The sequence below is a fragment of the Bounagaea algeriensis genome (assembly GCF_054491375.1).
Window position 1 is genome coordinate 870,489 of sequence record NZ_CM137102.1, and the last position, 25,306, is coordinate 895,794.

General features: G+C 71.0%; 22 protein-coding genes and 3 pseudogenes. 11 read left to right on the forward strand and 14 right to left on the reverse strand.

The annotated features are described in order from the left end of the window. Nucleotides 1-20: 20 nt before the first annotated feature. The 7 genes and pseudogenes from ACVGV2_RS03945 to ACVGV2_RS03975 all read right to left on the reverse strand — a co-directional run. On the reverse strand, nucleotides 21-773 hold the full coding sequence (locus ACVGV2_RS03945) for an SDR family NAD(P)-dependent oxidoreductase (RefSeq protein WP_459164690.1): 753 nt from the start codon (nucleotides 771-773) through the stop codon (nucleotides 21-23). Nucleotides 774-1,226: 453 nt separating this feature from the next. Continuing rightward, entirely contained in the window at nucleotides 1,227-2,264 is a 1,038-nt protein-coding gene (locus tag ACVGV2_RS03950) for a methyltransferase (protein WP_459164691.1), read from the reverse strand. Nucleotides 2,265-2,561: 297 nt separating this feature from the next. After that, nucleotides 2,562-2,729, reverse strand: a pseudogene (locus tag ACVGV2_RS03955) (MFS transporter); the annotation flags it as partial. A gap of 65 nt (nucleotides 2,730-2,794) precedes the next feature. Beyond that, a complete protein-coding gene (locus tag ACVGV2_RS03960) occupies nucleotides 2,795-3,184 on the reverse strand; it encodes a hypothetical protein (protein ID WP_459164692.1) in 390 nt (129 codons plus the stop codon). A gap of 84 nt (nucleotides 3,185-3,268) precedes the next feature. Then, nucleotides 3,269-4,204, reverse strand: coding sequence for a nucleotidyl transferase AbiEii/AbiGii toxin family protein (locus ACVGV2_RS03965; RefSeq protein ID WP_459164693.1), 936 nt, complete (start codon nucleotides 4,202-4,204; stop codon nucleotides 3,269-3,271). Nucleotides 4,205-4,207: 3 nt separating this feature from the next. Beyond that, nucleotides 4,208-5,170, reverse strand: a complete 963-nt coding sequence (locus ACVGV2_RS03970; RefSeq protein ID WP_459164694.1) for a type IV toxin-antitoxin system AbiEi family antitoxin domain-containing protein — start codon at nucleotides 5,168-5,170, stop codon at nucleotides 4,208-4,210. A 395-nt stretch (nucleotides 5,171-5,565) separates the two neighbouring features. After that, nucleotides 5,566-5,820 (reverse strand): annotated as a pseudogene (locus ACVGV2_RS03975) (VOC family protein); the annotation flags it as partial. A gap of 913 nt (nucleotides 5,821-6,733) precedes the next feature. Here ACVGV2_RS03975 and ACVGV2_RS03980 point away from each other — a divergent pair. Next, the gene (locus ACVGV2_RS03980; protein ID WP_459164695.1) at nucleotides 6,734-7,597 is read left to right on the forward strand and encodes a GyrI-like domain-containing protein; all 864 of its coding nucleotides are present in this window, start codon (nucleotides 6,734-6,736) and stop codon (nucleotides 7,595-7,597) included. 79 nt (nucleotides 7,598-7,676) lie between these two features. Here the strand turns inward: ACVGV2_RS03980 and ACVGV2_RS03985 are convergent, their stop codons facing one another. Both ACVGV2_RS03985 and ACVGV2_RS03990 read right to left on the reverse strand, forming a co-directional pair. Then, entirely contained in the window at nucleotides 7,677-8,090 is a 414-nt protein-coding gene (locus tag ACVGV2_RS03985) for an ACT domain-containing protein (RefSeq protein WP_459164696.1), read from the reverse strand. Between the two features lie 66 nt (nucleotides 8,091-8,156). Beyond that, on the reverse strand, nucleotides 8,157-8,429 hold the full coding sequence (locus ACVGV2_RS03990; RefSeq protein WP_459164697.1) for a hypothetical protein: 273 nt from the start codon (nucleotides 8,427-8,429) through the stop codon (nucleotides 8,157-8,159). Nucleotides 8,430-8,619: 190 nt separating this feature from the next. On the opposite strand from ACVGV2_RS03990, the gene ACVGV2_RS03995 reads away from it, so the two are divergent. Beyond that, a complete protein-coding gene (locus ACVGV2_RS03995) occupies nucleotides 8,620-9,576 on the forward strand; it encodes an FAD-dependent oxidoreductase (RefSeq protein ID WP_459164698.1) in 957 nt (318 codons plus the stop codon). Nucleotides 9,577-9,579: 3 nt separating this feature from the next. Here ACVGV2_RS03995 and ACVGV2_RS04000 read toward each other — a convergent pair whose 3' ends face one another. Next, nucleotides 9,580-9,876 carry a 4a-hydroxytetrahydrobiopterin dehydratase gene (locus tag ACVGV2_RS04000; RefSeq protein WP_459164699.1) on the reverse strand — a complete coding sequence of 99 codons (297 nt, stop codon included), beginning with the start codon at nucleotides 9,874-9,876 and terminating at the stop codon, nucleotides 9,580-9,582. 179 nt (nucleotides 9,877-10,055) lie between these two features. Here ACVGV2_RS04000 and ACVGV2_RS04005 point away from each other — a divergent pair, with 179 nt between their 5' ends. Then, nucleotides 10,056-10,928 (forward strand): (deoxy)nucleoside triphosphate pyrophosphohydrolase, encoded by an 873-nt coding sequence (locus tag ACVGV2_RS04005; protein ID WP_459164700.1) that lies wholly within the window; start codon nucleotides 10,056-10,058, stop codon nucleotides 10,926-10,928. 180 nt (nucleotides 10,929-11,108) lie between these two features. Here the strand turns inward: ACVGV2_RS04005 and trpS are convergent, their stop codons facing one another. Further along, nucleotides 11,109-12,230: a tryptophan--tRNA ligase gene (gene trpS / locus ACVGV2_RS04010; protein ID WP_459164701.1), complete on the reverse strand. Its 1,122-nt coding sequence runs from the start codon at nucleotides 12,228-12,230 to the stop codon at nucleotides 11,109-11,111. 410 nt (nucleotides 12,231-12,640) lie between these two features. Between trpS and ACVGV2_RS04015 the strand changes: the two genes are divergently transcribed. From ACVGV2_RS04015 to ACVGV2_RS04035, 5 genes and pseudogenes are all read left to right on the forward strand, one after another. Further along, nucleotides 12,641-12,949, forward strand: a complete 309-nt coding sequence (locus tag ACVGV2_RS04015; protein WP_459164702.1) for a YciI family protein — start codon at nucleotides 12,641-12,643, stop codon at nucleotides 12,947-12,949. Between the two features lie 684 nt (nucleotides 12,950-13,633). Beyond that, nucleotides 13,634-15,556: a translational GTPase TypA gene (gene typA / locus ACVGV2_RS04020; RefSeq protein WP_459164703.1), complete on the forward strand. Its 1,923-nt coding sequence runs from the start codon at nucleotides 13,634-13,636 to the stop codon at nucleotides 15,554-15,556. Between the two features lie 573 nt (nucleotides 15,557-16,129). Beyond that, a complete protein-coding gene (locus tag ACVGV2_RS04025) occupies nucleotides 16,130-17,881 on the forward strand; it encodes an ABC transporter family substrate-binding protein (protein WP_459164704.1) in 1,752 nt (583 codons plus the stop codon). A 54-nt stretch (nucleotides 17,882-17,935) separates the two neighbouring features. Then, nucleotides 17,936-18,670: pseudogene (mshB, locus tag ACVGV2_RS04030) on the forward strand (N-acetyl-1-D-myo-inositol-2-amino-2-deoxy-alpha-D-glucopyranoside deacetylase); the annotation flags it as partial. A gap of 428 nt (nucleotides 18,671-19,098) precedes the next feature. Continuing rightward, complete coding sequence (locus ACVGV2_RS04035; RefSeq protein ID WP_459164705.1) at nucleotides 19,099-19,518, forward strand: hypothetical protein; 420 nt, start codon at nucleotides 19,099-19,101, stop codon at nucleotides 19,516-19,518. 132 nt (nucleotides 19,519-19,650) lie between these two features. Here ACVGV2_RS04035 and ACVGV2_RS04040 read toward each other — a convergent pair whose 3' ends face one another. Then, nucleotides 19,651-19,803, reverse strand: coding sequence for a hypothetical protein (locus ACVGV2_RS04040; protein WP_459164706.1), 153 nt, complete (start codon nucleotides 19,801-19,803; stop codon nucleotides 19,651-19,653). 242 nt (nucleotides 19,804-20,045) lie between these two features. On the opposite strand from ACVGV2_RS04040, the gene fdxA reads away from it, so the two are divergent. Both fdxA and dapC read left to right on the forward strand, forming a co-directional pair. Next, nucleotides 20,046-20,366: a ferredoxin gene (gene fdxA / locus ACVGV2_RS04045; protein WP_459164707.1), complete on the forward strand. Its 321-nt coding sequence runs from the start codon at nucleotides 20,046-20,048 to the stop codon at nucleotides 20,364-20,366. Further along, the gene (dapC, locus tag ACVGV2_RS04050; protein WP_459164708.1) at nucleotides 20,363-21,475 is read left to right on the forward strand and encodes a succinyldiaminopimelate transaminase; all 1,113 of its coding nucleotides are present in this window, start codon (nucleotides 20,363-20,365) and stop codon (nucleotides 21,473-21,475) included. Before fdxA ends, dapC begins: the two co-directional genes overlap by 4 nt. Before the next feature lie 291 nt (nucleotides 21,476-21,766). Here dapC and dapD read toward each other — a convergent pair whose 3' ends face one another. Continuing rightward, nucleotides 21,767-22,765, reverse strand: coding sequence for a 2,3,4,5-tetrahydropyridine-2,6-dicarboxylate N-succinyltransferase (dapD, locus tag ACVGV2_RS04055; protein ID WP_459164709.1), 999 nt, complete (start codon nucleotides 22,763-22,765; stop codon nucleotides 21,767-21,769). Between the two features lie 25 nt (nucleotides 22,766-22,790). Here dapD and dapE point away from each other — a divergent pair, with 25 nt between their 5' ends. Next, nucleotides 22,791-23,867, forward strand: coding sequence for a succinyl-diaminopimelate desuccinylase (dapE, locus tag ACVGV2_RS04060; protein WP_459165862.1), 1,077 nt, complete (start codon nucleotides 22,791-22,793; stop codon nucleotides 23,865-23,867). Between the two features lie 120 nt (nucleotides 23,868-23,987). Here dapE and ACVGV2_RS04065 read toward each other — a convergent pair whose 3' ends face one another. After that, nucleotides 23,988-25,190, reverse strand: a complete 1,203-nt coding sequence (locus ACVGV2_RS04065) for a slipin family protein (protein WP_459164710.1) — start codon at nucleotides 25,188-25,190, stop codon at nucleotides 23,988-23,990. Between the last annotated feature and the right edge of the window lie 116 nt (nucleotides 25,191-25,306).

Here is a 25,306-nt window from a genome sequence, read left to right on the forward strand (position 1 = left end):
AGCCGACGGAGGCCACCGGATCAGCGCCGGTGGGCCCGGGTGGCCGAAGCCTGGTCGCGAGGTTTGAGCACGATCTGGTCCAGATTGACGTGCGAGGGGCGTGTAGCCGCGAACGCGATGGTGTCGGCGACGTCGTCGGCGCTCAGCGGGGTCAATCCTCGGTAGACCTTGGCGGCGCGCTCCTTGTCGCCGCCGAAGCGGACCTCGGAGAACTCGGTTTCGGTCAAGCCCGGCACGATTTCGGTGAACCGCACGGGTTCTCCGAGGTGCTCCCCGCGCAGCGTTCGGTGCAGGGCCGCCTGGGCGTGCTTGGCCGAGGTGTAGCCGGAGCCGGTGTCGTAGGCTTCCAGCGCCGCGACCGAGGTCACCGTCACCACGTGCCCGTCGCTGGAGGCGAGCAGCGCCGGCAGCAGCGCTTTGGTCAACCGCAACGTGCCGAGCACGTTCGTCTCCCACATCCAGCGCCAGTCGTCCTCGTCGGCCTCGGCGACCGTCGCCGCCCCCTTCGCGCCGCCGGCGTTGTTGACCAGCACGTGACATCGGGGAACCTGCGCGACGAAGGCGTTCACCGAGTCCGGATCGGTGACGTCCAGTGGCAGCGCCGTGGCGTCGATCTCGTCGGCCAGTTCCTTCAGCCGGTCCGTCCGGCGGGCGCCCAGGACGACGTGGAAGCCCTCGGCGGCGAGTCGGCGCGCCGTGGCCTCGCCGATGCCGGAGCTGGCACCGGTCACCACTGCCCAACGCCGGGTGTCCTGTCCTGTCGAAGTGGCCACGACGCGAACCTCCCAGTTCGTCTGCACGGTTCATCTGCACGGCTGCCGCGAGGAGAACAGCGGCGCCTCACTCCGCCGCGGGGTGCCTCCGACTCGAAACCCGCGAGCTGACCGGCCATGCGCACGTGGACTGCGCTCCCGAGCACAGCGATCTTTTCCGCTCACGGTATGTCGGAGCATCCAGTGGCAACAAGTACCAGCTGAATAGCCGCTGATATCCGCTCCGTATGGCCCGCAAGACCGTGCTGAGCCGCACCGGAGGGCGTTCGCGATCGCGCCGTCGAGCGCCGAGGCCGTCGACGCACGTTCGGCCCGGCATGCGCGGGATGTTCCTGAGGCTCACGAGACGACGATCACCGCTGCACGCGCGGTGTTTCGCGTCGAGGACGCGGCGGCGGCACCGGGCGGGGCGCCCGCGCTCGTCCGGTGCCGCCACCGGCTCTTCCTGCTGCTTCACTCCGCGGCGGTCGCCTCGATGATGACGTATTCCGAGCTGGTCCGCGTCACCTTCGTCCGCGTGAGCCCCGCGGCGGCGAACAACGCGTCGTACTCGGCGAGCGTGCGTTCCTTGCCGGCGGCAACCGCGAGCATGTTCATGTCCATCATCGGGGCGAGGCCCGGGTCGCCGAGCTCGCCGATGACCATTTCCAGGACGGCGACGCGCCCGCCATCGTTCAACCCCGCGCGGCAGTTGTCCAGGATCCGCACGCAGTCCTCATCGGACCAGTCGTGCAGGATGAACTTCAGCAGGTGCAAGTCCGCGTTCGGCACGGATTCGAAGAAGTCACCGGCAACGGCGGTGAACCGGTCGGCGATCCCCTTCTGCGCCGCCGCGGCCTCGGCGTCCGGCACGACCTGCGGGCTGTCGAGCACGCTGCCGTGCAGGTCCTCGTCGGCGAGCATGAGCGCGTGCACCAGGCTGCCGCTCGCCCCGCCGACGTCCACGGCGGTCTTGGTGCCGGACGTGTCGATGATCTCGGCGGCGTCGTCGATCACGATCGCCGACAGGTCGTCCATGGAGGTGGTGAACACGGCGCCTTCCTCGGGGAACTGGGCGTAGTAGTCCCACAGCTGCAGCCCGTGGTACGCGGGTGCTTGCCGGCGGCCGGCGCGGACCGCCTCGGGGAAGTTGCCCCAGGGTTCCCAGTGGCCGGGCGACGCCTGCGCCATGGCGAGACCCCGCAGGGATCCGGGCACGTCGTGCCGCAGGGTGCGCAGCAGGTCCGTGGGGGAGAAGTGCGCGCCGTCGTCGGACGTGACCAGTCCGAGTCCTGCGCAGGCGCGGAGGAGCCGCCGCGTCGCGTCGGGATCGAGGCCCTTCGCCGCGGCGAGCTGCTCCGGCGTGGCCGGGGCTTCGGCGAGGTGCTCCGCGATGGAGTAGGTCGCCACCGTGCGAACGACCTGGGTGACCCAGTAGCCGGTGATCATCGACATCATGCGGGCGTGGTGCTCGCCGCCGGGGGTGTCAGCCGGTTCGGAAACCTGCGTCATGGCAGCCCTTCCTTGGTTGATCTTGCCGACGCCGGAGCCTACCCGACCGGTGCGGCGGAATCCGAGTGGTTCTCGGCAGTTTCGACCGCTCCGGAACTCGTGCGGTGGTCAAAGGGGGTGGTGATCGACCGCGGGGCCGCGCTATGCGTCCTGCGAACGCTCGCGCGCGCTCGCGTGGTCGCGCCGGAACTTCTCCTCGAGCGATTCCAACGTGCGTCCGCGCGTTTCGGGCAAGTACTTCACCAGGAACACCAACGTGGCGATGTTGACGACGGCCAGGACGAAGAACGTGTTGCCGCCGAAGACGGCCCCGAACACGAGGGAGGAGGTCACCAGCCCCCCCGTGAGCGGTGTCAGCCCGAGACCGCCCTGGTCCGGGCTGAGTTCCATGAACGGTAGAGCTCCGGAGATCACGCCGGTGTCGTAACCGAACAGGAGCGCGCCCAGCGTCGCCACCGCGGCGATGACGCGGACGAACCCCGTGGGGGATTCGGTGGACGAGGTGTTCGAACCTCGTTCGATCCGTTGTGTCACCGCGATCCCCGCCCGTCTCCGCCCGCTCGGCGATCGCTGGCCGCGGGCTGCCGGTGCAGCGCGGTCGGGACGTGGTCGGGGAGTTCGACCGTCGCTGCCTTGTGCGCCGAGTCGGTGACCGTCTGCTGGATGTGCAGGTTGTGCAGGCCGTGCGTCAGCGGCATGCAACCGGGAAGTTCCGAGCGGCCCTGGATCTCGTCGAGGAACGCCCGAGCTTGGAACACGAACGAGTCGTTGTGGCCGAAACCGACGCTCGCGCCGTCGAAGGGCATGCCGCCGCCGACCAGCGGGTGTTCGGGTCCGAGGAACACCCGCCGGAAGTCGTTGTTCTCGACCTGTGCGACCTCATCACCGAAGTGTTCCCGCTGTGCCGGACGCTCGATCACTGCGCTCGACTGTCAGCGCAACGGGAACGGTCCACGTCGCTCCACCATCACCCATCTGTGTTGACTCGGGAAGTCGGCGTCTACTCATGCCTGGCTGGTCCAACGGCCCGCCGTCGGGTTCCACCGGCCGACGCTGTCGCCCTGGAGCAGTGGCGTGAGGAACCGGTCGGCAAGGTCGGCGGCAGCATCGAATGAGTGCAGATGGTCCGGCCCGTCCATCGTGCTGGCTTGCGTGCTGTAGCCGCCAGCCCAGCTGCGCCGTTCGGGCACGGTGAACCGATCTGGCAGGTCGATATCGGTGTGCTGTGCCTGGCGGCGTTGCACCTCTTTGCTGATTGCCTGGGCGAGCAGGTGTCCATCCACCGTGTCCTGGCTGATCGCGTAGACCAGATCGACCAGGTCTTTGACGCGGCTCGACGGAGCTCCGTTGTGCTGCTCGTACATCGCGCAGCACTTGTCCGCCAAGTGATCTTCCAGGGACACCAGTTGTAGCTCGACCTCGCCGAAGGGCAGATCAAACAGCGGCTCAAGGGGGCGCGTGACGGGTTGCCCGACCGGGTCCATGTCGGTGACGAGGTCGACCGTGATGGTGTTGTGCCGCTTGGGGCCCACGGACGGAGTGAACTTCACCGACCGGCACGGACGGCCAGCATCGCTCTCGCCGGAACCGTCGGCGGTCGGACCACCCTGGGTGCTGAGGTGGGCGAACTGCACCATGTCGCCGAGGTCGAGCTGCGCTGCTACGCGCAGGGCGTGTACGGCTTCGTCCAGGTCTTGCTTGCACGTCCGGTGCAGCAGATCCAGGTCGCGGGAGTGCCGTGCTCCGGGGTAGCGCGCGAGCATCGCCAGCCCTCCTTTGAGGAGCCAGCCGTCGCGATCATGGGTGAACACTCGGGCCGCCAGACGTTGTAGGAACCAGCGCCGCAGCCACTCACCGCTGCTGACGCCGTTGCGTTCGGACGTCTCCCTGGCCAGCTTGCCCAGCAGACGATTGAGCTGGATCGGGTTGTGCGGGGGCACGCGTTACCTCGACTCTGCGTGGGTTCGGGCGGTGCTGCGTGGGCTCGGGCGGTGCTGCGAAGCGTCTTTCGGACTGCGCGCGGAGTGGCGCCGATCTGGTCGAGCAGTGCGGCGCGAATACTGCTGGTGCGACCGGCCAGCGGCGGCTATGGCCCGACGCACCGGTGCCATGCGGGCCTTCGTCAGGTTCGGCAGCACCTGCTGCGTGCTGTTGCGGGACGTGTGCATGGCCGAGCGGGACAGGCGCCGCTGGAGATCGTCATAGACCTCGGGGTAGGACTGCAGGATCTCGACCAGTGCCCGCTCACTCGGAGACGCATCGCTGACCTGAGCCAGCAGGTGATCCAGCAGTCCCCGCCCGTCGCCGGTGGCGAGACCGTATCGGCGGCTGTAGCCACCGATACGGGCAGCGAGGCTGTCCAGGTCAAGCCTGCCGTCAAGGGACGCTTCGTGGATGATCGGTGCTACGTGGCTCGCATCGACGTGGTCCTCGAGCAGGTCCACCACGGTGCGCTCGATCGTGGTGACCGGTAGTCCCTCGACCAGGATCACATCACCAGGTTCCAGCGCGCGGACGCGCAGCCGCACCGCAGGGTCGCGCATGGTCCGACGACGCGGCACGCTCACCTCGATCTTGTCGGCGGCGAGGTCGCCCAGCTCGTGCAGCAGCGTGGCGCTGCGGTGCGATACCACCCCGCCGTCGGGGTCCAGCATCGGTCGGCGCCAGGCCGCAACCTTGGGGTTCAGGGCCAGCCATGCGGCCTTGAGGTCGGCGTGGTCGGCCTCCTCGGCGGCTGCGACGGCATACACCCCGTGACGCAGCCGCAGCAGCAGGCCCTGTTCAACCAGCCGCGTCAGCGTGACCGTTTCCACTCCGAGCTGGCGGGCCTGCGAGGTGGTGACCATCCCCCACTGGCCCGGCGTGTACTCATCGCCGAGCGCTGTCAGAGCCGCCAGTGCCTTCATACCGTCATGCTACACATGCGCACAGCATTAACAACATCCATATGTGGCTTTTGCTGTACCGAACGTCTGCACGGGCGTGTGCCTTATTTGTCAGTCCGTCGACTCACTGCCTCGGCGGACACGAACTGCATGACCAGCTGACTCGACCCAGAACGGTTGGTGCCTGAAATCGCACGCGAAGCGGTGCGGGTGGTGCCTGGGCCTTACTGGGCCCGCTGGCGCACACCTCGGCAAGGTCGGTGATGGTGTGTTGTGACCTGCGGTGGTGGGAGCGCGGCCATGAAGTGTGGGAGCGGTAGAGCGGGCATGGTCCTCGTGATGATCATGAAGGTTGCCTACACGGTCGGGATCAACCCGCCGATCCCCGCAACGCATCGCACGGATCCACGAACGTCCTAATCCCGCGGCTTTTCGTGCTCCTCGAGGTCCTGCACGGCTCGAGGGAGCAGGCAGAACTCGTTGCCCTCCGGGGCGGCGAGCACCACCCAGGGCACATCGGGTGTCTGACCCACGTCCGCGCGCCGCGCCCCCAGCCCGAGCAGGTGGTTGAACTCCTCGTCGGTGGAGGTGCCGTCGGCGCGCAGGCGCAGGTGTGTTGTGCGGCACACAGGGTGTTTGTCGGATCCGCCCGCGGTGTGTACCGTTCGTGGTGGTAGTTGCCAGGTCTGGTTCTCCGTTCATGCACCCGACCACCAACACCTCGGGCTCGCCCGAGCTGGGCTGAAACCAGGGGCTCAGTTGCGAGGTCACCAAGGCCCCGAGCGCCGCAGGAGTCCACTGCGCGGATCTGACCGGGAGCCCGAGCCCCGCACTCGCATCGCGCGGCATCCCTCGCCGGAACGGGCGGGACACCGCGCTCACCGGCACGCCGTCTGCCCGCAGACGCGTGCTTTTCGGAAGGAGATCGTATGAGTACTTCGACATCTCGACGCCACGAGTCGCCGAACGGCCACCGGCAGAGTGGCCGCAGCGCTCCCGCGGCACCGCGCCACGACCGGTCCGGTGCGGTCGACACGGCACCGCCAGTGCACTTCGTCGAACCGGAAACCGGAGCCGCGACCGCGAAGACGGGCGCACACCCGGCGTCCGCACCATCTACTGAGGACGACAACGCTTCCGCGCACCACCTGCGCTCGCCGTTCATCCCCGCACCCGCGGACGGCCGCAGCGAGGACCGCTGACCGCGGAGGGGCACCGCGGGCGGAGCGATCCAGCCCGCTGATGACGCCGACGCCTCCTCGAACCAGTGCGTCGCGCCGCTCGCGCGTTCGGTCCGCAGGCTGGCGGGCCCCGCGCCTCTCACGCACCGATGCACAGCGACCGGCTGCTGACGGCCTCGAACAGCACCCGGCCGCTTCCGGTGACCAACCGCATGCCTCGTGCGCACGTGCCGTGCGATCGGCGGCCCGGCCCCGACAGCCACGCACACCGCGCCCACCGCGACGCGCCGATGACCAGCAGGAGCAGCGCTCCCATCTCGCCGCCTCCGACTCACCCGGGCACGGATCGTCGGGTCCGCGGGTTCGCCGCCGCCCTACGTTGGAGGTCGGGAAGGAGATCTGCATGCTCGACCGCTTCAACGAGGCCATGGCGCACATCGAACAGCACCTCGGCGAGGAGCTCGACGTGGGGCTGCTGGCGCGCATCGCGCACACCTCGGAATACCACTTCCGCCGGATGTTCTCGGCGCTCGCGGGCATCCCGCTGTCGGAGTACGTGCGCAGGCGGCGTCTGACGCTGGCGGCCGGGCGCGTGCTCTCCGGCGAGGAGTCGCTGCTCGACATCGCGATCAGCTGCGGCTACACGTCCGGGGAGGCGTTCGCCCGCGCGTTCCGCGCGATGCACGGCGTCGGACCGGCCGAAGCGAGGCGGACCGGTGCGACTCTCCGCTCCCAACCACGGATGACGTTCCACCTCACCATCGAAGGGAGCACGCCGATGGAATACCGCATCGCCGATCGTGACGCTTTCCGGATCATCGGGCACAGCACCGTCGTTCCGATCATCCATCTGGGACACAACGAGGCGATCAACGAGTTCGACCGGGGAATCGGGTCCGACGAGGACGAGCGGTTGGCGAAACTGTCCAACATGGACCCGCGCGGCCTCGTGGCCGCGGTGGCAACGCTCGACGAGTCGCGCGATGAAGGTGCGCGGGTGCACTACCTGCACGGCGTCGTCTCCACCGCCGACGCACCGCAGGACACCGACGCGTGGGAGGTGCCCGCGGGCACCTGGGCGGTGTTCACGGGATCCGGCAAGGCGCCGGAATCCGTGCAGTACCTGTGGCGCGACATCTTCACCGAGTGGTTCCCGTCCAACCCGTACCGCAGCGCACCGGGGCCGGAGATCCTGGCCACCGAACTTTCCGAGGACGGCGGCTGGATGAGCTACGAGCTGTGGATCCCGGTCGAACACGAGGCGTAGGTTCGCGCCGCGGTCGGCCGTGCTCGCCGTGGCCGACCGCGGCTTGACGGCGGAACGACCCGCGCTCGCGCTCAGGGCTTCACCTCGCTGCCGAGGTGGCGAGCTCGCGCAGCACCTGCAGCGCGTGCCGGGCGTGTTCGGCCGGGACGAACAGGTGGTCGTGGTGGTAGCCGGCGACGATGTTGCAGCTCAGCCCGGCGTCGGCCAGTGCGGTGGACACGGCAGCGCTGAGCCCCACCGCGTCCAGCGCGGAGTGCACGCGCAGCGTGATCTGCGCCGCGACGTACTCGTAGGGCAGGCCGGCCTCGTCGGCCTGCGCCCGGGGCAGCACCAGCGTCGTCCCCTCGGCCTCGCGCACGGCCACCACCGGTTGTCCGTACTTGGCCGGGACGGGGTCTTCGTGACCGTCCACAGTGGTGAAGACGTGTTCCCCGGGAAGCAGCTCGGGTTCGAGGTGCGCCAACAGCTCCGGCAACGCGCGTTCACCGGGCATTCCTGCTCCACTCCGATCGCGCTCGGTGGCCCGCGGCCGTCGGCGGTGCGTTCGGGGGGAGCTGGCTCATTGCCGGCGGATGTTTCCCCAGTCGTCGACGAAGATGCTCATGCGCCGTTCCTTGACCGTGAGTCCGATGACCAACCAGACGAGCGCCCACGCGAAGCAGGTGAACAGGGTCAGGATCGCGTGCAGCACGTGATTCGGTTGTTTGCCGTACACCACCACGCCCATGTTCGCGCCGTGCGATTCGACCCGGGCGCCTCTGCCGACTTCGATCGCGAGGGCTTCGGAGAGGATGCGTTCGCGGTTCTGCGGGTGTATCGGCTGTGGATGCACCGATGCTCCTGGTCGTGCGCGTCGAAGTGCGGTGTGCGTGCGGGAGGTGAGTTGCCCCGGTCAGTGGCTGTGCAGTGTAGTCGTCAAGATCATTGCTCGTGCGGACAGTGCGCGACGGCCACCCGACACGTGGCTGTCCTGCCCGGTCGAACACGGGTGCCCGCTACGGCCTCCTGATACCGTGCGGATCGTGGTTGAGGTGCGCGCGCCAGTGCTCGTGATCGGAGCCGGGGTCATGGGTTTGACCACCGGCATCGTGCTCGCCGAAGCCGGTTGGCCGGTGCGCGTGCGCACTTCGGAACCGCCCGGTGCAACGGCGTCGGCCGCCGCCGCGGCGATGTGGGCCCCGGCGCTGCTGGAACCGCGTGAGCACGTCGTCGAATGGGCTCGTCGCACGCACGCCGAGCTGCTGGGCCTCGCCGAGGACCCCGAAACCGGGGTGCACCTGAGCGACGGGCGCATCACCGCCCGCTTCGACCTGAGCGTGGGGCTGCCGGCCGAGGCCGAACTCGTGCCGAACCTGCGCCGTTGCACCCCGAACGAGCTGCCCGCGCCGTTCCTCAGCGGTTACCACGGCACGTTCCCGCTGGTGGACATGCCGCGCTACCTCGACTACCTGGTGCAGCGCTTCCGCGCTGCCGGGGGAGAGCTGCTGCGCTCGGAAGTGCCGGCGCTCGCCGACGCGGCGGCGGAGTCCGAGCGGGTGGTCAACTGCGCGGGCATCGGTGCGCGCATGTTCGGCGATCCCTCGGTGGTGCCCGTTTGGGGACAGCACGTGGTCGTGGAGAACCCGGGCGTCGAGGAGTTCCTGCTCGAAATCGCCCGGGAAACCGAGTTCGTGTCGATCATGCCGCACGCGGACCGCGTCGTGCTCGGCGGGATCGCCGCCGAGCACGAGTGGTCCACGGTGCCCAACCACCAGCTCAGCGAGCGGATCATGGCCCGGTGCGCCGGGGTGGAGCCGCGGCTGAACCGGGCGCGCCCGCTCGAAACGCGGGTGGGATTGCGCCCCGCGCGTTCCCGCGTGCGTGTGGAAGCCGAGGACTACGCCGGGGCGCGGATCGTGCACAACTACGGCCACGGCGGGTCCGGCATCTCGCTGTCCTGGGGGTGTTCCTACGCCGCTGCCGAGCTCATCGGGCGGTGACGCTCATCCGAGCAGTTGCTCCACGACCCCGTTGATCTCCCGCGCCAGCGAGAAGTCGTTCTCCGTGATGCCGCCGAGGAAGTGCGTGGTGCACGCGAAGCGCACGGCGGTGTAGCGGATGTCGATGTCGGGGTGGTGGTCCTCGGATTCGGCGATCTCCGCGATCCGGTTGATTGCCTGGATGGCTTGCGGGAAGGACGGGAACTCCACGGTGCGCGAGATGCTCTCGCCTTCGCGTGTCCACTCCGGAAGGTGCTCCAGGGACCCGGTGATCTGTTCTTCGCTGAGCAATTCGACCATGTGCCTCATCCTCGCGCAGTCCGGCCGTGCGATGCGACCCGACGCGGCCGGCGCGCACTCTGGAACGACTCCAGAGAGCTCAATTTTCATGAAAATTGTCTAGACCGATTCAGTACACGGAAGAGTGAGGGAGAGGTCGGCGGGGGAGACCGCGGTACGGCCGGGCATCATGGGGTTCCGTGCCGGACGTGCGGATGACGGGGACGATCGACGCGCCCGCCACGACGGTGGCCGCGGCGCTGCGCCACACGCGCACGGCCGAACGCGCGCTCGCCGGGGCGGGCGTGCGCGGTCGGGCGCGCGCCGGAGCGGGTGAACTGCTGCTGCCCGATGACGTGCTCGAGTTCCACGCGCACGTGCTCGGCGTGCGCGTGCCGATGAGCACCCGGATCGCCGGAGCCGGTGCCGGCGGAGTCTTCTCCGCAGGACTCGGTCCGCGGCCGCGCGAGCTGCGGCACGACTCGACCGTGGCCGAAAGCGACGGCCGCGCGGTGCTGACCGAAACCGCGTCCTGGCGGCTGTTCGGCAGCAGTGCACCCGCTCGCGCGCTGGAGCGGGTCCTGGCCGACGCGGTGGCGCGCCGGTTCGTGCGCCGCGTTCTCGAAGCGCGCACGATCGTGGTGCGCGATCTGACCGAAACCTGGGCGAAACGCCCGGTCGTGGTGGGCACCGCCATCGTCCACAACGGACTCATATTGGCGCAGCAGCGGCGCTACCCGGCGCGGCACGCCGGGCGCTGGGAACTTCCGGGCGGACGCGTCGAACCGGACGAGAGCGAGCACGGCGCGGTGGTGCGCGAATGCGAGGAGGAACTCGGCGCCACCGTGCGGCCCGGGGCGCGGGTGGGCACCGACGTGCCGCTGCCGAACGGGATGCTGCTGCGGATGCACGCGGCGGAACTCGCCGCGGGCAGCGCCGAACCGCGGCCGGTGGAGCACCGCGCCCTGCGGTGGCTCTCCGCGCCGGAGCTGTCAACAGTGGACTGGCTGGAAGCCGACCGGCTGGTGCTGCCCGCGCTCGCGGAACTGCTCAGCGCGGACAGCCCCCGGTAGGGTCCACCGGCCCCCGCGGCTACCGGGGGCGGGGCTGGTCGGTCCTGGACGCCGGGTACCAACGGTTGGCACGGAAGGCGGGGGACCGCGCAGCGCCGAGCAGAACCGAGGTTGGTGGACGGCCTGCTCAGCGCCGGCCGGCTGAGCAGGCCGGCGCTGCCCGAGCAGTACCCGGCCCCTTCAGGGCAGTCCGCCCAGCCCGCCCACACCGGCGAGCCGCAGCGCCGCGTCCAGCCGCGGACGCATCCGCTCCCGCGCCCGCTCGGCCCCGCGGGCGCGCACGCGCGCCAACTCGTCCGGGTCGGCGAGCAGTTCGCGGGCCCGCGAGCGCACCGGCTGCAGGATCTCGACCACCGCCTCGGCGGTCGCGTCCTTGAGCTGCGCGTACGAGCCGATCCCGGAAGCCGCCGCGTACGGGCTGGCGCCCTGGCAAGCACCGAGGATCTCCAGCAGGTTCGACACACCCGGCTGCTGCTCGGGCGCGTAGCGCACCGCACCGCGGTCGTCGGTGACGGCGCGGTGGAACTTCCGCCGGATCGCGTCCGGCTCGTCGAGCACGAACACGACCCCGGCCGACTGCTGAGCCGACTTGGCCATCTTGCGGCCGGGATTGGCGAGATCGCCCACTCGGGCTCCCACGAGCGGCATCACCGGCTCGGGCACGGCGAAGACGGCGCCGTGGCCGTGGTTGAACCGGCGCGCCAGGGTGCGCGCCAGTTCGACGTGCTGCTGCTGGTCCTCGCCGACCGGTACGTGCGTGGCCCCCTGCGCGAGGATGTCGGCGGCCATCAGCACCGGGTAGGTGAGCAGGCCGAGGCGCACCGCCTCGGCACCGGTGCTCTTCTCCTTGAACTGCACCATGCGCGCGGCCTCGCCGTGGGTGCACACGCATTCGAGCACCCAGTTCAGCGCGCCGAGCTCGCAGGCCAGATCTGACTGCACGAACACGGTTTCCGGGGCGAGCCCGGCCGCGAGCAGCACGGCGAGCTGTTCCTGGGCCAGGCTGCGCAGCCGCTCCGGGCGGTGCGGAGTGGTCATGGCGTGCAGGTCGGAGACGAAGTACAGCTCCGCGTCCTGCTGCGCCGCTTCCGCCTGCGCTGCCGGCCGGTTGCTCGTCCGCTGCTCGGCGGCCCACCGGCGCACGGCGCCGAGGTAGTTGCCGAGCTGCACGTGTCCGGACGGCGTGATGGCCGACAGCTGCGTGCGCGGGGTGCCGTTCCCGTGCTGCTGGGTGGTGCACGCGGGGGTCGACTGCCCGGAGGCGGGCTGGTCGAGATCCGCGGTGCGCGTGGTCGAGTGCATCGTTCCTCCTCGGTGACTCGACCGCCACCAGGAACGACGCCGCTGCGACCGGCCGCCCGGTGGCGGCCGGTGATCAGGTGCGTCAGCGCACGCTCGCACGGGGCCGCTCCGCGGCGGCCCACCAGGCTCCCTGTTGAAGTGCGTGCACGGAGGCGATCCTACACACGAGAGATCGACGGCCCACTCGGTGCGGGCCCGTTGGCTGCTCAGCGGCCCAGGCGGCGACGCGGCCGGTTTTCGACGGCGTCCTCGGTTCACCGACGTCTCACGGGTCATGTACGAGAAGTGCACCTACGGGAGGCTCGCGCGCCAGCCCGGTGATCGGCGGGGCAGCGGCACTGCGGGCGCGCGTCGGGGGTTCCTCCACATCGGTGATCGGCATTTCTTGGCGGCAGCGTTACCGTGGAAGAATGTACGTGGTCTTGCTGCATTTCACCGCACCGAAAACCCGCGTCGACGAACGGCTGGTCGAGCACCACGACTGGGTCAACCGGCATTATGACGCGGGCGATTTCATCTGCGCCGGAACCCGCGAGTCGCAGGACGGGGTGGTGGTCATCGCCCGTGCCATGTCCCGCGGCAGGTTGGACGCGATCCTCGCGACGGACCCGTTCGTCCTGCACAAGCTGGCCCGCTACGAGGTCATCCCGTTCGAGGCCCGGCACACCATTCCCGAGCTCGCCAATTACGCCGATTCCGTGGCCACGGGGAGCCAGTAGCGCGCAACGGCCCGGCCGGCCTCGTGATCCGACCCGGATTGCGCCGAGGTCGGATCACATCATGTCGCATTCCCGCAAAATGAACCGGAGTTCCGGGAAGCGGAATCCGGACGGGCGCGTCGGTGTTCCCGTTTCGGGAAGAATGCCGCCCGGGCTGCAGGGCTGAGCCGGAACGAACCCCGGAGCAAGCAGGGCCCGGAGCAAGCAGGGTCCGGAACGGGCTCGGGCTGGCCCGGGGCAGGAACGGGATCCTGGAGCGAGGTCACTTGATCTGCCCCCAGCAAGACCCCGCAGAAGACCCGAGCAGCAAGACCCTCGTAGCAAGATCCCGGGCGAGCTGGGTCGGAGCTCGTTCCGGCCCAGCTCCGCCCCGCCCGGGCGGCACCGCTGGCAGTGCCTCGTCACGTCACTGCCGATAGTCCGCTCAGGTGACATCCAACCTCCTCCGTTCGGGTGTCACCCCCAGCTGCCTCCGCCGCCCTCAACGGGCGAACGCCTCAACAACGCCCCTGCGAGGCGGCCGCTCGGCCGCCCTGCCCTGCCCGCCGGTGTTGCACCGGGCACGTGCACGCCGGTGGGCGCAACTCCTGGACTATCCTGGGAAAAGCGCATGCCGACCTCGTGGCACGGAAACGAACTCCCGGTCGGCAGCACTTTCCGCGTAGAAGGAGCAGGAGTATCCGCGTGTCCAGCAGCCTCAGCGCCCCGACCAGGTCGGCGACCACGCGCCCCGACCTGCGCAACGTCGCACTCGTGGCGCACGTTGACCACGGCAAGACCACTCTGGTGGACGCGATGCTGCGTCAATCCGGTGTGTTCTCCGAGCGCACCGAGCCCGTCGACCGGATCATGGACTCGAACGATCTGGAGCGGGAAAAGGGCATCACGATCCTGGCGAAGAACACGGCCATCCACCGGCAGACCGAGGACGGACCGGTCACGATCAACGTCGTCGACACCCCGGGCCACGCCGACTTCGGCGGCGAGGTGGAACGCGCCCTGAGCATGGTGGACGGCGTGCTGCTGCTGGTCGACGCCAGCGAAGGACCGCTGCCGCAGACCCGGTTCGTGCTGCGCAAAGCCCTGGCGGCGAACCTGCCGGTGCAGCTGATCGTCAACAAGGTCGACCGCGCCGAAGCCCGCAGCGCCGAAGTCGTCGAAGAGGTCCACGACCTGCTGCTCGAATTGGCGTCCGAACTGGACGACGAAGAGGGCGGGCTCGACGTGGAAGCCACCCTCGACCTGCCCGTCGTCTACGCCTCGGCCCGCGCGGGCCGAGCCAGCCTCACCCGTCCGAATGACGGCGAGGTTCCGGACGACGAGAACCTCGACGTCCTGTTCGACATGCTGCTGCGGCACGTCCCGGCCCCGACGGTCGACCTCGAAGCACCCACCCGCGCGCTGGTGACCAACCTGGACGCCTCGCCGTTCCTCGGCCGGATCGGGCTGTGCCGCATCCACTCGGGCACCCTCCGCAAGGGGCAGAACGTGGGTTGGTGCCGCGAGGACGGCAGCGTGCAGCGGGTCCGGCTCACCGAGCTGCTGCGGCACGAGGGCCTGGAGCGCGTCCCCGCCGAGGAGGCCTCCGCCGGTGACCTCGTCGCCATCGCCGGGATCTCCGAGATCACCATCGGTGACACGCTCACCGACCCGGACGATCCGCAGCCGCTGCCGCGGATCACCGTCGACGAGCCCGCCATCTCCATGACCTTCGGCGTGAACACCTCGCCGCTGGCCGGGCGCAACGGCGGCACCAAGCTCACCGCGCGCCAGGTGAAGAACCGCCTCGACCAGGAGCTCATCGGCAACGTGAGCATGCGCGTCGAGGACACCGAGCGCCCCGACGTGTGGGAGGTGCAGGGCCGCGGTGAACTCGCGCTGGCCGTGCTCGTCGAGACGATGCGCCGCGAGGGCTTCGAACTCACCGTCGGCAAGCCCGACGTGGTCACCAAGTACGTCGACGGCAAGCTGCACGAGCCCTTCGAACGGCTCAGCGTGGACGTGCCCGAGGAGTACCTCGGCGGCGTCACCCAGCTGCTGGCCGGGCGCAAGGGCCGGATGGAGACCATGTCCGGCCACGGCACCGGACGCATCAAGCTCGAGTACCTGGTCCCGTCCCGCGGGCTGATCGGTTTCCGCACCGACTTCCTCACCGAGACCCGCGGCGGCGGCATCGCCAACCAGGTCTTCGAGGGCTACTTCCCGTGGGCCGGGGAGCTGAACTCGCGCCACTCCGGTTCGCTGGTGGCCGACCGCGCCGGGCCGGTCACGGCGTACGCGCTGATGCAGCTGTCCGACCGCGGCACGTTCTTCGTCTCCCCGGGCGACAACGTCTACGAGGGCATGGTCGTGGGCGAGAACCCGCGCACGGAGGACCTCGACCTCAACATCACCAAGGAGAAGAAGCTGACCAACATGCGTGCGGCCGGCTCCGAGGAGCTGGAGCGGCTGGCCCGGCCGCGCACGCTGAGCCTGGAAGAGGCCCTCGAGTTCTGCGGTGCGGACGAGTGCGTGGAAGTGGGCCCGGAGGCCGTCCGGGTGCGCAAGAACACCCTCGACGCGACCACCCGCGCCCGCGAGCGTTCCCGCGCCAAGTCTCGCGGCTGACGGGTCCGCCGACCCGCTCCGCGGCTGCGCTGCACTGCCGCTGCCCTGCCGCTGTCCTGCGCTGCTCTGCCGTGCTGTTGCACTGCGCTGCGGTTGCTGCGGCGCTGCCGTTCTGCCGCTCGGCTGCCCCGCCGCCCCAGCTGTGGCTGCCGCTCCAGCTAGCGGCCGCCCCAGCTAGCGGTTGCTGCGGTGTCGCAGAACGGGTGGCCGCCACTGCGGCCCGGTCGCGGCAGTCAGCGCTGGCGAGTGCGCGACCGCCCGCTGCGCCTGCGTCACCTCGGCGCTGTGCTCGGCGGGCGGCCGCGCACTCGTTTTCCCCAGCACCCCGTTCGTGCCGCCGTGGCCCCGGCCTCTCGACAGCCGGTCCCTGCGAGGCCGCTCCCTGCGATACCGCTCACTGTGCGCTGCCCCGGCGTTTCCGGTACCCGTGTCATCGGCGCCGGTGCCTCCGGCTCCCGATCGCCGATGCCGGCCTCCGATGCCGGGCCCCGATGTCGGGCGCGCGGGCCGGGCACGTAACGATAGGAGCCTCGCGGGGTTCCACCGCGGATGTCGACCGAGGGGAGATACGGCGTGCAGCAGGGACACCGCCGCCGACGCGTCGCGATCCCCGTGCTGATCAGCGCGGTCGGACTGGTGGCGGCCTGCACCAACGCGCCCCCTCCGCCGCTGGTGGACCCGAACGAGACCGGTCCGCCGCCGCCCACCTCGGACGTGCCGACCACGCAACCCATGCCCACCGAGGTCGTCGTCGGCGTGGACGACTTCGAGGGCGGGTTCAACCCGCACACGCTCGCCGACATGTCCCCGACCACCTCGGCGCTGGCCAAGCTCATGCTGCCCTCGGTGTTCGTGCCGGGGGAGGACGGGGCGCCGAGGCTGAACACGACGCTGATGGAATCGGCCGAAGTCGTGCCGGAGGCGGAGAATTTCACCGTCCGCTACCGGATCAAGCAGGAAGCCAGCTGGTCCGACAGCGCACCCATCGCCGCCGAGGACTTCGTCTACCTCGCCGAACAGATGCGCACCCAACCCGGTGTGGCCAACCCGGCCGGGTACCAGCTCATCGAGGACGTGTCCTCCTCGCGCGGCGGCAAGGTCGTCGACGTGAGCTTCACCCAGCCGTTCGAGGGCTGGCGCACCCTGTTCGACCACCTGCTGCCCGCGCACCTGCTGCGCGATGCACCGCGCGGCTGGAACACGGTGCTCGACAACGGCTACCCCGCTTCCGGCGGGCCGTTCGCCATCCGGCAGGTCGACCTGGACCGCGGCGAAGTCGCGCTGGAGCGCAACGACCGCTACTGGGGACCGCCGGCGCGCGCCGACCGCCTGACGCTGCGCTCCGTGGACACTCCGTTGCAGGTGGAATCCCTGCGCAGCGGTGATTCACAACTGGCCGTGTTCGAAAGCGACGAGGAAACGCTGGACACGCTGCGCTCCCTCGGCGACAGGGTGGACGTGCGCACGGTGCCGCGGCCGCAGACGCTGCAGATGCTGCTGCGGCCGGAGAGCCCGGCCATGGCGGACGCGCCGGTGCGTCGCGCCGTGCTCGCCGGGCTGGACCGGCAGCGGCTCGTCACCGCGGGCACCGGCGGCGGCCCCGCGCAGGACCTGACCGCGCACGCCCAGGTGCGCGCGCCCTCCGAGCCGAGCTACCGGCCCACCGAACCGCCCGCGATCGGCTCGCGGTCGGATCCGCAACGCCTCGGAGAACTGCTGCGCCAGGCCGGCTACACCAGGTCCGAGGGCCGGTGGACGCGCGACGGCCAGCGGCTGACGTTGACCATCGCCGCGCCCTTCGAGCGGCAGAGCTACCGCGACGTGGCCGAGGAGGCCGCCCGGCAGCTGCGCGAGCTCGGCATCGGCGCCACCGTGGTCACGCCCACCGGCGACGAGTTGTACGGGTCGATGCTGCCCGCGAACCCGCTGCGAGGGGAGGCCGGCGAGTCGGCCGTGGACATGGCGGTGACCCCGCGCACCGCGGGTGAGGATCCCGCGGCCATGCTGGCTTCGTCGTTCGGCTGCGCGGGAACCGTGCCCGGTTCGGACCGGCCGATGCCGTTCAACCCGACCGGCTTCTGCGACCCGCTGCTGCAACCGCGGATCGATGCCGCGCTGGCCGGGCGGGGCGACCCGGCCGAGACCGTGCGCGCGGTCGAGGGCGAGGTGTGGCAGGAGGCCGTGTCGCTGCCGCTGTACCAGGACACGCAGGTGGTGGCCGTGCGCCGGGACACGCAGGGCGTCGGCTCGGGAAACGGCTTCGCCGGCCCGTTCTCCACCGCGGCGCAGTGGCACGGCAGCCCCATGGACCACGACGGCTGGTGAGTCGGCCGAGACCACCCCGGGACACCACGCCGGAACGGTTCTTAGTCTGGACGGGTGACGTTCGCAGATGTGCCGCGCCTGCTCCTGGTCCACGCCCACCCCGATGACGAGACGTTGATGACCGGGGGCACGATCGCCCACTACGCCGCGCGCGGAGTGCACGTGACGCTGGTGACCTGCACGCTCGGCGAGGAAGGGGAGGTCATCCCGGCGAGCCTGCGGATGCTCGCGGCAGATCGGGCCGACCAGCTCGGCGGCTACCGGGTGGGGGAGCTGCGGGCTGCCTGCTCGGCGCTGGGGGTGCACGAGCACCGGTTCCTCGGCGGCATCGGCCGCTGGCGGGACTCGGGGATGCGCTGGGAGCAACCGGGGCAGGCCGCGGCGCTGCCGAGCACGGACCCGCGGGCGTTCGCCACCGGTGATCAGGACGAGCAGGTGGCCGAGTTGGAAGCGGTGCTGCGCGAGGTGCGGCCGCAGGTCGTCGTGACCTACGCCGACGACGGCGGCTACGGGCATCCGGACCACGTGCGGGCGCACCACGTGACCACGGCCGCGGCGGCTCGGGTGCCGGAGGTGCGCCGCGTGTTCCACACGGTCACCTCCCGGGACGAGCTCGGGGCGGGGCTGAGCGCGCTGGCCGGGGTGGACGGGCTGCCGTGGCCGCTGCCGCGCCTGGCGGAGGCGCCGCACGTGCCGGACGAGGAGATCAGCACGGTCGTGGACGTTTCCGACCAGCTGGCGGCGAAGGTCGCTGCGCTGCGGGCGCACCGCACCCAGGTGCAGGTGTGGCCGGACGGTCTCGCTCAGTCGGGCGGTCCCGAGCCGTCGGGGGGTCCCGGCTCGCTGGACGGATCCGCCTCGCCGGGCGGTCCCGGTTCGCTGGACGGTCCTGGCTCGTCGCAGGGCTCCGCCTCGCCGGGCGGTCCCGGGGCCGCGGAAGGTCCTGGCTCGCCGGGGGGCCTTGACTGGTCGGGCGGCTCTGACTGGTCGGGCGGCTCTGGGTCGCCGGGCGTCACCGACACGGGCGCTCGCGCCTACGCCCTCTCGAACGACATCGGCCAGCCGATCCCGGCGCGCGAGCACTTCGTGCTGGCCGCCGGCGACGCCGCCGGCTGCGGTGCGGACCTGTTCGGCGGGCTCGACACCGTGGGCGGACCGGGCGCCGACGATGGGCTCGACACCGGGGCCGGACGGGGCGCCGGGGCGGTGAGCGACCGGTGAGCCGATCCGACCGCGCGCTGTTCGCGCTGCTCGTGCTGGACGCGGTGCTGCTGGGCGTGCTCGAGGTGTTGTACCTGCCGCTGTACCTCGGGCCGGTGCAGTTCCCGATCACCGCGGCGGTGGCCGTGGTGACCACGCCGCTGCTGGTGCGCGTCGCCTCCCGCATGTCGGATCACCGCGCGGTGCCCGCGACGCCGCTGGTGGTGTGGTTCGCGACGGTGTTCGTGCTCGGCATGGTCGGACCCGGTGGGGACGTGGTGCTGCTGCAGGACTGGCGCACGCTGCTGCTGCTCGGCGGCGGTGCGCTGGGCGGCGCGCTGATGCTCGGCGTGGCGCTGGGCGAGCAGGGCGCGCGGATCAACGCCCGCGGTGGCCGCCGCGGCGCGCGGGCCGGGCGGGCCGGGCAGCGCTCCTGACTGCCCCAGGAGCCCTGTGCCCAGGGGTTTGGACATTTCTCGAGAAACGTCGCCGACTTTTCTCGAGAAACGTACACCACCTCGACCGGGTGAGGTGCTTGCGTTCGGGCGTGTGGATGGGCTTCTCCGCGGCTACGCCCCTCGCGGGGCGCGAAGGGCGACGGCCGGTGTGGCGGGTGTGGCGAACAACATGTCCGGCTTGCGCGGGTTGTCGCCGCGGCGCCGGGGGACGGGCACGCGCCGCACGTGCCGGCGGCGAAGGTCCACGTCGTCGGGGGTGGACATCGGGTTTGCCGCACGTTGCCCGGCGGGTATGCGCGGGGCGGACGGGTGGTACGGGTGCGGCCGGGCTGTGATCCCGATCGTTTACGCTGTTTCCCGGTCCGCATAAAGTCGCCCGGTGAAGTCGATGTCGTTCCGCGCTGTGGGACTGCCACGGGCTCGCAGGGCCGAGGAGCGATAATCTCGACTCGTCGCGTCAGGAGATTCCTGCGCGTCGGAACTACGCTGCAAGCAGGAGAGCAACCGTGACCTACGTGATCGCCGAACCCTGCGTCGACGTGCTCGACAAGGGCTGCATCGAGGAATGCCCTGTCGACTGCATCTACGAGGGCGGTCGGATGCTCTACATCCACCCGGACGAATGCGTCGACTGCGGCGCGTGCGAGCCGGTGTGCCCCGTCGAGGCCATCTTCTACGAGGACGACGTACCGGACGAGTGGGCTCCGTACACCCAGGCCAACGTGGACTTCTTCGACGACCTGGGGTCGCCGGGCGGTGCCGCCAAGGTCGGCAAGGTCAACAAGGACGTCGAGCCGATCACCAGCCTGCCTCCGCAGGCCGAATGAGCACCGCGAACGGTGGTGCGCCGCGCGGTCCGCTGCTGCCCGAGTTCCCGTGGGACTCGTTGGCGGAACACGCGGCGACCGCGCGGGCGCACCCCGACGGCATCGTCGACCTGTCCGTCGGAACACCCGTGGACCCGGTCCCGGAGGTCCTGCGCAGCGCGCTGGACGCGGCCGCGGACCAGCCGGGATACCCCTCGACGCACGGCACGCGCGCGCTGCGGGAAGCCGCCGCGGAGGCGCTGCACAGGCGGCACGGTGTGACCGTCTCCGAACCGGAGGCGGTGCTGCCGACGGTGGGTTCGAAGGAGCTCGTCGCGTGGCTCCCGACGCTCGTCGGGGTGCGTCCTGGTGAACGGGTCGCGATCCCCGACCTGGCCTATCCGACCTACGAGGTGGGGGCACGGTTGGCGGGCGCCGACGTCGTGCGCCTCGCGCCCGGTGAGGAACCCCCGGCGGGAACGGCGCTGGTCTGGCTGAACTCGCCGTCGAACCCGACCGGCCGGGTGGCCGAGGCCGACGAGCTGCGGCGCACCGCACGCGCGGCGCAGGAGATGGGGGCGGTGGTCGCCTCCGACGAGTGCTACCTCGCGCTCGGCTGGGAGACCGAGCCGGTGTCCGTGCTGCACCCGTCCGTGGGGCTGGACCCGACCGGCGTGCTGGCGGTGCACTCGCTGTCGAAGTCGTCGAACCTCGCGGGCTATCGCGCCGGTTTCGTCACCGGCGACGCGGAGCTGGTGCGGCGGCTGCTGGAGGTGCGCAAGCACGCCGGCATGATCGTGCCGCGCCCGGTGCAGGAAGCCGTGACCGCGGCGCTGCGGGACGACACGCACGTGCAGCAGCAGCGCAAGCGCTACGCCGAACGGCGCGAAGCGCTGCGGCCCGCGTTGGAGTCCGCCGGGTTCGGCATCGAGCACTCGCGCGCCGGGCTGTACCTGTGGGCCACGCGCGGCGAGGACGCCTGGAGCACGGTCGACTGGTTGGCCCGCCGCGGTGTCCTCGCCGCGCCCGGCACGTTCTACGGGCCCGCGGGGCGGCAGCACGTGCGCATCGGGTTGACCGCCACCGACGAGCGCGTGTCCGCGGCCGTGCGACGCCTGACGGCCGCGTAGGCCGCCGCTGGGTCGTTCTTGCCCGTCTGGGGCGGGACGTTTGCCTACTGGGACGTTTGCCCACCGGGACGTTCTTGCCCGCTGGGGCGTATTGCCCGCTGAGACGCCCTGCCGGTGAATCGCCTTGCCCGGCAGCTCGCGGACTGCTCCAGGGCCACGCCAGGCGCCCTGGCGCTCGTCGAGCACGCTGCAGCGTCTTCCCCGCCTTCCGCGCACGCTGCACCGGGGCTGGTCCGAACGGGGAGGACCGCCGGGACGGCCGGATCGTGCCGGCCGTCCCGGGCGCCGCCGTCAGTCGTTGGCGTGCAGCGCGGCGTTGAGCTCGACCGGACCGCCGTTGCGGGCGGCGGCCTGGACGACGCCGGTGGTGGAGTCGCGGCGCAGCAGCAGCCCGTCGGAACCGGAGAGGTCCCGTGCGCGGATGATCGTGCTGTCCGGCAGGGTGATCTTGGTGCCCGCGGTGACGTACAGGCCGGCTTCGACGACGCAGTCGTCGCCGAGCGAGATGCCGACGCCGCCGTTGGCACCGATGAGGCAGCGTTCGCCGACGGAGATGACCTCCTTGCCGCCGCCGGAGAGCGTGCCCATGATCGACGCACCGCCGCCGACGTCGGAACCGTCGCCGACGACGACCCCGGCGGAGATGCGGCCTTCCACCATCGACGCGCCGAGCGTGCCCGCGTTGAAGTTGACGAAGCCCTCGTGCATCACCGTCGTGCCGCTGGCCAGGTGGGCACCGAGCCGCACGCGGTCGGCATCCCCGATGCGCACCCCGGACGGCACGACGTAGTCGATCATCCGGGGGAACTTGTCGACGCTGTAGACGGTGACCGCGCCGCGGGCGCGCAGCCGCATCCGCGTGGCCTCGAAGCCCTCCACGGCGCAGGGGCCGTGGTTGGTCCACACGACGTTCGACAGCAGGCCGAAGATGCCTTCCAGGCTCTGCCCGTGCGGACGCACCAGCCGGTGCGACAGCAGGTGCAGCCGCAGGTACACGTCGTGCGTGTCGGCGGGCGGTGTGTCGAGCCGGTCGACGACGGTCCGCACGGCGATGATCTCGACGTTGCGCGCGTCGTCCCGCCCGAGCAGCTCCGTGCCGGCAGCGCCGAGGTGTTCAGCGGCCTGCTCGGGTGTCAGCCGGGTGCTGCCGGCCTCGTCGGCGGCCTCACCGGAATCGATGAGCTTGACGCTGGGGAACCACGTGTCCAGCACCGTGCCGTCATCGGTGACCGTGGCCACGCCCACGCCCTGGGCGCCCGTGCTCTGCTGGTCGGCAGTACCTGTGCTCATGGACAAGACGGTAACCTGCCTGGTCATGACCGATGCGCTGGACCTCACCGCCGATCCCGTCGAGCTCACCGCCGCGTTGGTGGACGTCCCCAGCGTCTCCGGCGAGGAGGGGGATCTCGCCGATGCGGTGGAGACGGCGCTGCGCCGCCAAGCCCCGCACCTCGAGGTCGTCCGCAGCGGGCACGCGGTGCTGGCGCGGACGGCCCTCGGCCGCTCCGGGCGGGTCGTGCTCGCCGGGCACCTGGACACCGTCCCGATCAACGACAACCTGCCCGCGCACCGCACCGGGTCGGGTGGGGAGGAGTTCGTGCACGGTTGCGGGACCGCGGACATGAAGAGCGGCGACGCGATGCTGCTGCGGCTGGCCGCCGAGCTGACAGCGCCGAGCTACGACCTGACGTTCGTGCTCTACGACTGCGAAGAGGTCGAGGCCGAGCGCAACGGGCTCAACCGCATCGAACGCGAGCTGCCCGAGTGGCTCGACGGAGACCTGGCCGTGGTGGGCGAACCCTCCGACGCCGTCGTGGAGGCCGGCTGCCAGGGCACGATGCGGGTGCGCGTGCACACCACCGGCACCCGTGCGCACTCCGCGCGGGCGTGGATGGGCAGCAACGCGATCCACGCCGCCGAACCGGTGCTGCGGCGCCTGGCCGAGTACACCCCGCGGCAGCCGGAGGTGGACGGGCTCGCCTTCCACGAGGGGCTGCAGGCAGTGCGCATCGAGGGCGGGGTCGCCGGCAACGTGGTGCCCGATTCCTGCGCGGTGACGGTCAACCACCGCTTCGCCCCGGACCGCGGCGTGGCCGAGGCCGAGCAGCACCTGCGCGAGGTGTTCGCGGGTTTCGAGGTGACCGTGGAGGACGCCGCCGCGCCCGCGCGTCCGGGTGTGGACCGCGCGCCCGCGACCGAGCTGGTGGCCGCCTCGGGTGCCGAGCCGGTGGCCAAGCTCGGCTGGACCGACGTGTCCCGGTTCGCCGCGCGCGGGCAGCCGGCGGTGAACTTCGGGCCGGGCGACCCGACGTTGGCGCACACCCGGCAGGAGCACGTCCGCGCCGCGCACGTGCGCCACTGCGCCGAGGTGCTGCGCCGCTTCCTCGGCTGACCGGTGACCGGCACCGGCGGCCGGTCGGGTCGGCCGCCGGTCAGGCCGCACTGAGCGGGCGGATCGAGGTGAGCGCGTCCTCGATCCGCCCCTCGGCGATCTCGCGGCGGATGTCCGCTTTCAGTGCAGCCCCGAGTAGCCGGAGAACTTGCGCTCGGCCTCGGTCTCGCTCCTGCTCGAGATGTCGTCCCGCGCGGCGGAGCGCCCGTCCTCGTCCGCGGTTCCCCGCGCCGAGTCCGTCCCCTCGAAGGTCTCCGCTTCCGGCCGCTCGGCAAGGGGATCCGCGGTGTCGCCGAACTCCTCGGCAGGGCTCTCGGCGGGGGAGTTCTCCGTGCTCGTGCGCGGAGGCGGTGTCAGGTCGGTGGCCGGGATCGTCGGATCGCCCAGCGCCGCGAGCGTGGCGGTCGACGGTTCGCCGGTGTCGGTGGCCTCGGCGTGCTCGGCGTGCTCGGCGGCCCGGGCCGGCTCGGCGGTCTCCGCCCCCTCCTCGGCGGTTTCCTCCTCGGAGCCGGGCTCCGCGGGCGCTGCCCCCTGCTCGCCCGTCTTGCCCGGGCTCGCGGTCGCACCGGCGGCCTGGGCGGCCTGGTCGACGAACCGCAGCAGCTCCACCGGGAACGGCAGCACGAGCGTCGAGTTCCGCTCCGCGGCGACCGCGACGACCGTTTCCAGCAGGCGCAGCTGCAACGCGGCGGGCGTGTCGGACATGATGTTGGCCGCATCCGAGAGCTTCCGGGACGCCTGGTACTCGCCGTCGGCGGAGATGATGCGCGAGCGGCGTTCCCGCTCCGCCTCGGCCTGGCGCGCGATGGAGCGCTTCATCGTGTCCGGCAGCGAGACGTCCTTGATCTCCACCCGGTCGATGTGCACGCCCCACTCCAACGCGGGGTTGTCGATCATCAGCTCCAAGCCCTGGTTGAGCTTCTCCCGGTTGGACAGCAGGTCGTCGAGATCGCTCTTGCCGATGATGGAACGCAGCGAGGTCTGGGCGACCTGGCCCATGGCGAACTGGTAGTCCTCGACGTTGATGAGCGCCCGCGGCGGGTCCTCGACGCGGAAGTACACCACCGCGTCGACGCGGACGGTCACGTTGTCCCGCGTGATGCCCTCCTGCGCCGGGATGGGCATGGTGACGATCTGCAGGCTGACTTTGTGCAGGCGGTCGAGCACCGGAACGATCAGGGTCAGCCCGGGGCTGCGGGTGTGCTCCAGCAGGCGGCCGAACCGGAAGACGACGCCGCGTTCGTACTGCCGGATGATCCTGACGCTGCTGGCGAGTCCGAGCACCAGCACCACGAGGATGATGATCGCGATTTCGGTGAACATGGCAGCCCCCCGGGCCCGAAGCCGGTACGCCGGCGCGGCCGTCCGGCGCGGGGCCGGTGCCCGCCGGGAACGATCCTTGTCTTCGTGCGCGCGTCGTGCGTGGGCGCCCACGATGC

Coding starts and splice junctions, on each gene's coding strand:
- ACVGV2_RS03950 (WP_459164691.1), bottom strand. CDS start 2,264: ATGACGCAGGTTTCCGAACCGGCTGACACCCCCGGCGGCGAGCACCAC.
- ACVGV2_RS03970 (WP_459164694.1), bottom strand. CDS start 5,170: ATGAAGGCACTGGCGGCTCTGACAGCGCTCGGCGATGAGTACACGCCG.
- ACVGV2_RS03980 (WP_459164695.1), top strand. CDS start 6,734: ATGCTCGACCGCTTCAACGAGGCCATGGCGCACATCGAACAGCACCTC.
- ACVGV2_RS03985 (WP_459164696.1), bottom strand. CDS start 8,090: ATGCCCGGTGAACGCGCGTTGCCGGAGCTGTTGGCGCACCTCGAACCC.
- ACVGV2_RS04000 (WP_459164699.1), bottom strand. CDS start 9,876: ATGGTCGAATTGCTCAGCGAAGAACAGATCACCGGGTCCCTGGAGCAC.
- trpS (WP_459164701.1), bottom strand. CDS start 12,230: ATGCACTCGACCACGCGCACCGCGGATCTCGACCAGCCCGCCTCCGGG.
- ACVGV2_RS04015 (WP_459164702.1), top strand. CDS start 12,641: ATGTACGTGGTCTTGCTGCATTTCACCGCACCGAAAACCCGCGTCGAC.
- ACVGV2_RS04040 (WP_459164706.1), bottom strand. CDS start 19,803: ATGTCCACCCCCGACGACGTGGACCTTCGCCGCCGGCACGTGCGGCGC.
- dapC (WP_459164708.1), top strand. CDS start 20,363: ATGAGCACCGCGAACGGTGGTGCGCCGCGCGGTCCGCTGCTGCCCGAG.
- dapD (WP_459164709.1), bottom strand. CDS start 22,765: ATGAGCACAGGTACTGCCGACCAGCAGAGCACGGGCGCCCAGGGCGTG.
- dapE (WP_459165862.1), top strand. CDS start 22,791: ATGACCGATGCGCTGGACCTCACCGCCGATCCCGTCGAGCTCACCGCC.
- ACVGV2_RS04065 (WP_459164710.1), bottom strand. CDS start 25,190: ATGTTCACCGAAATCGCGATCATCATCCTCGTGGTGCTGGTGCTCGGA.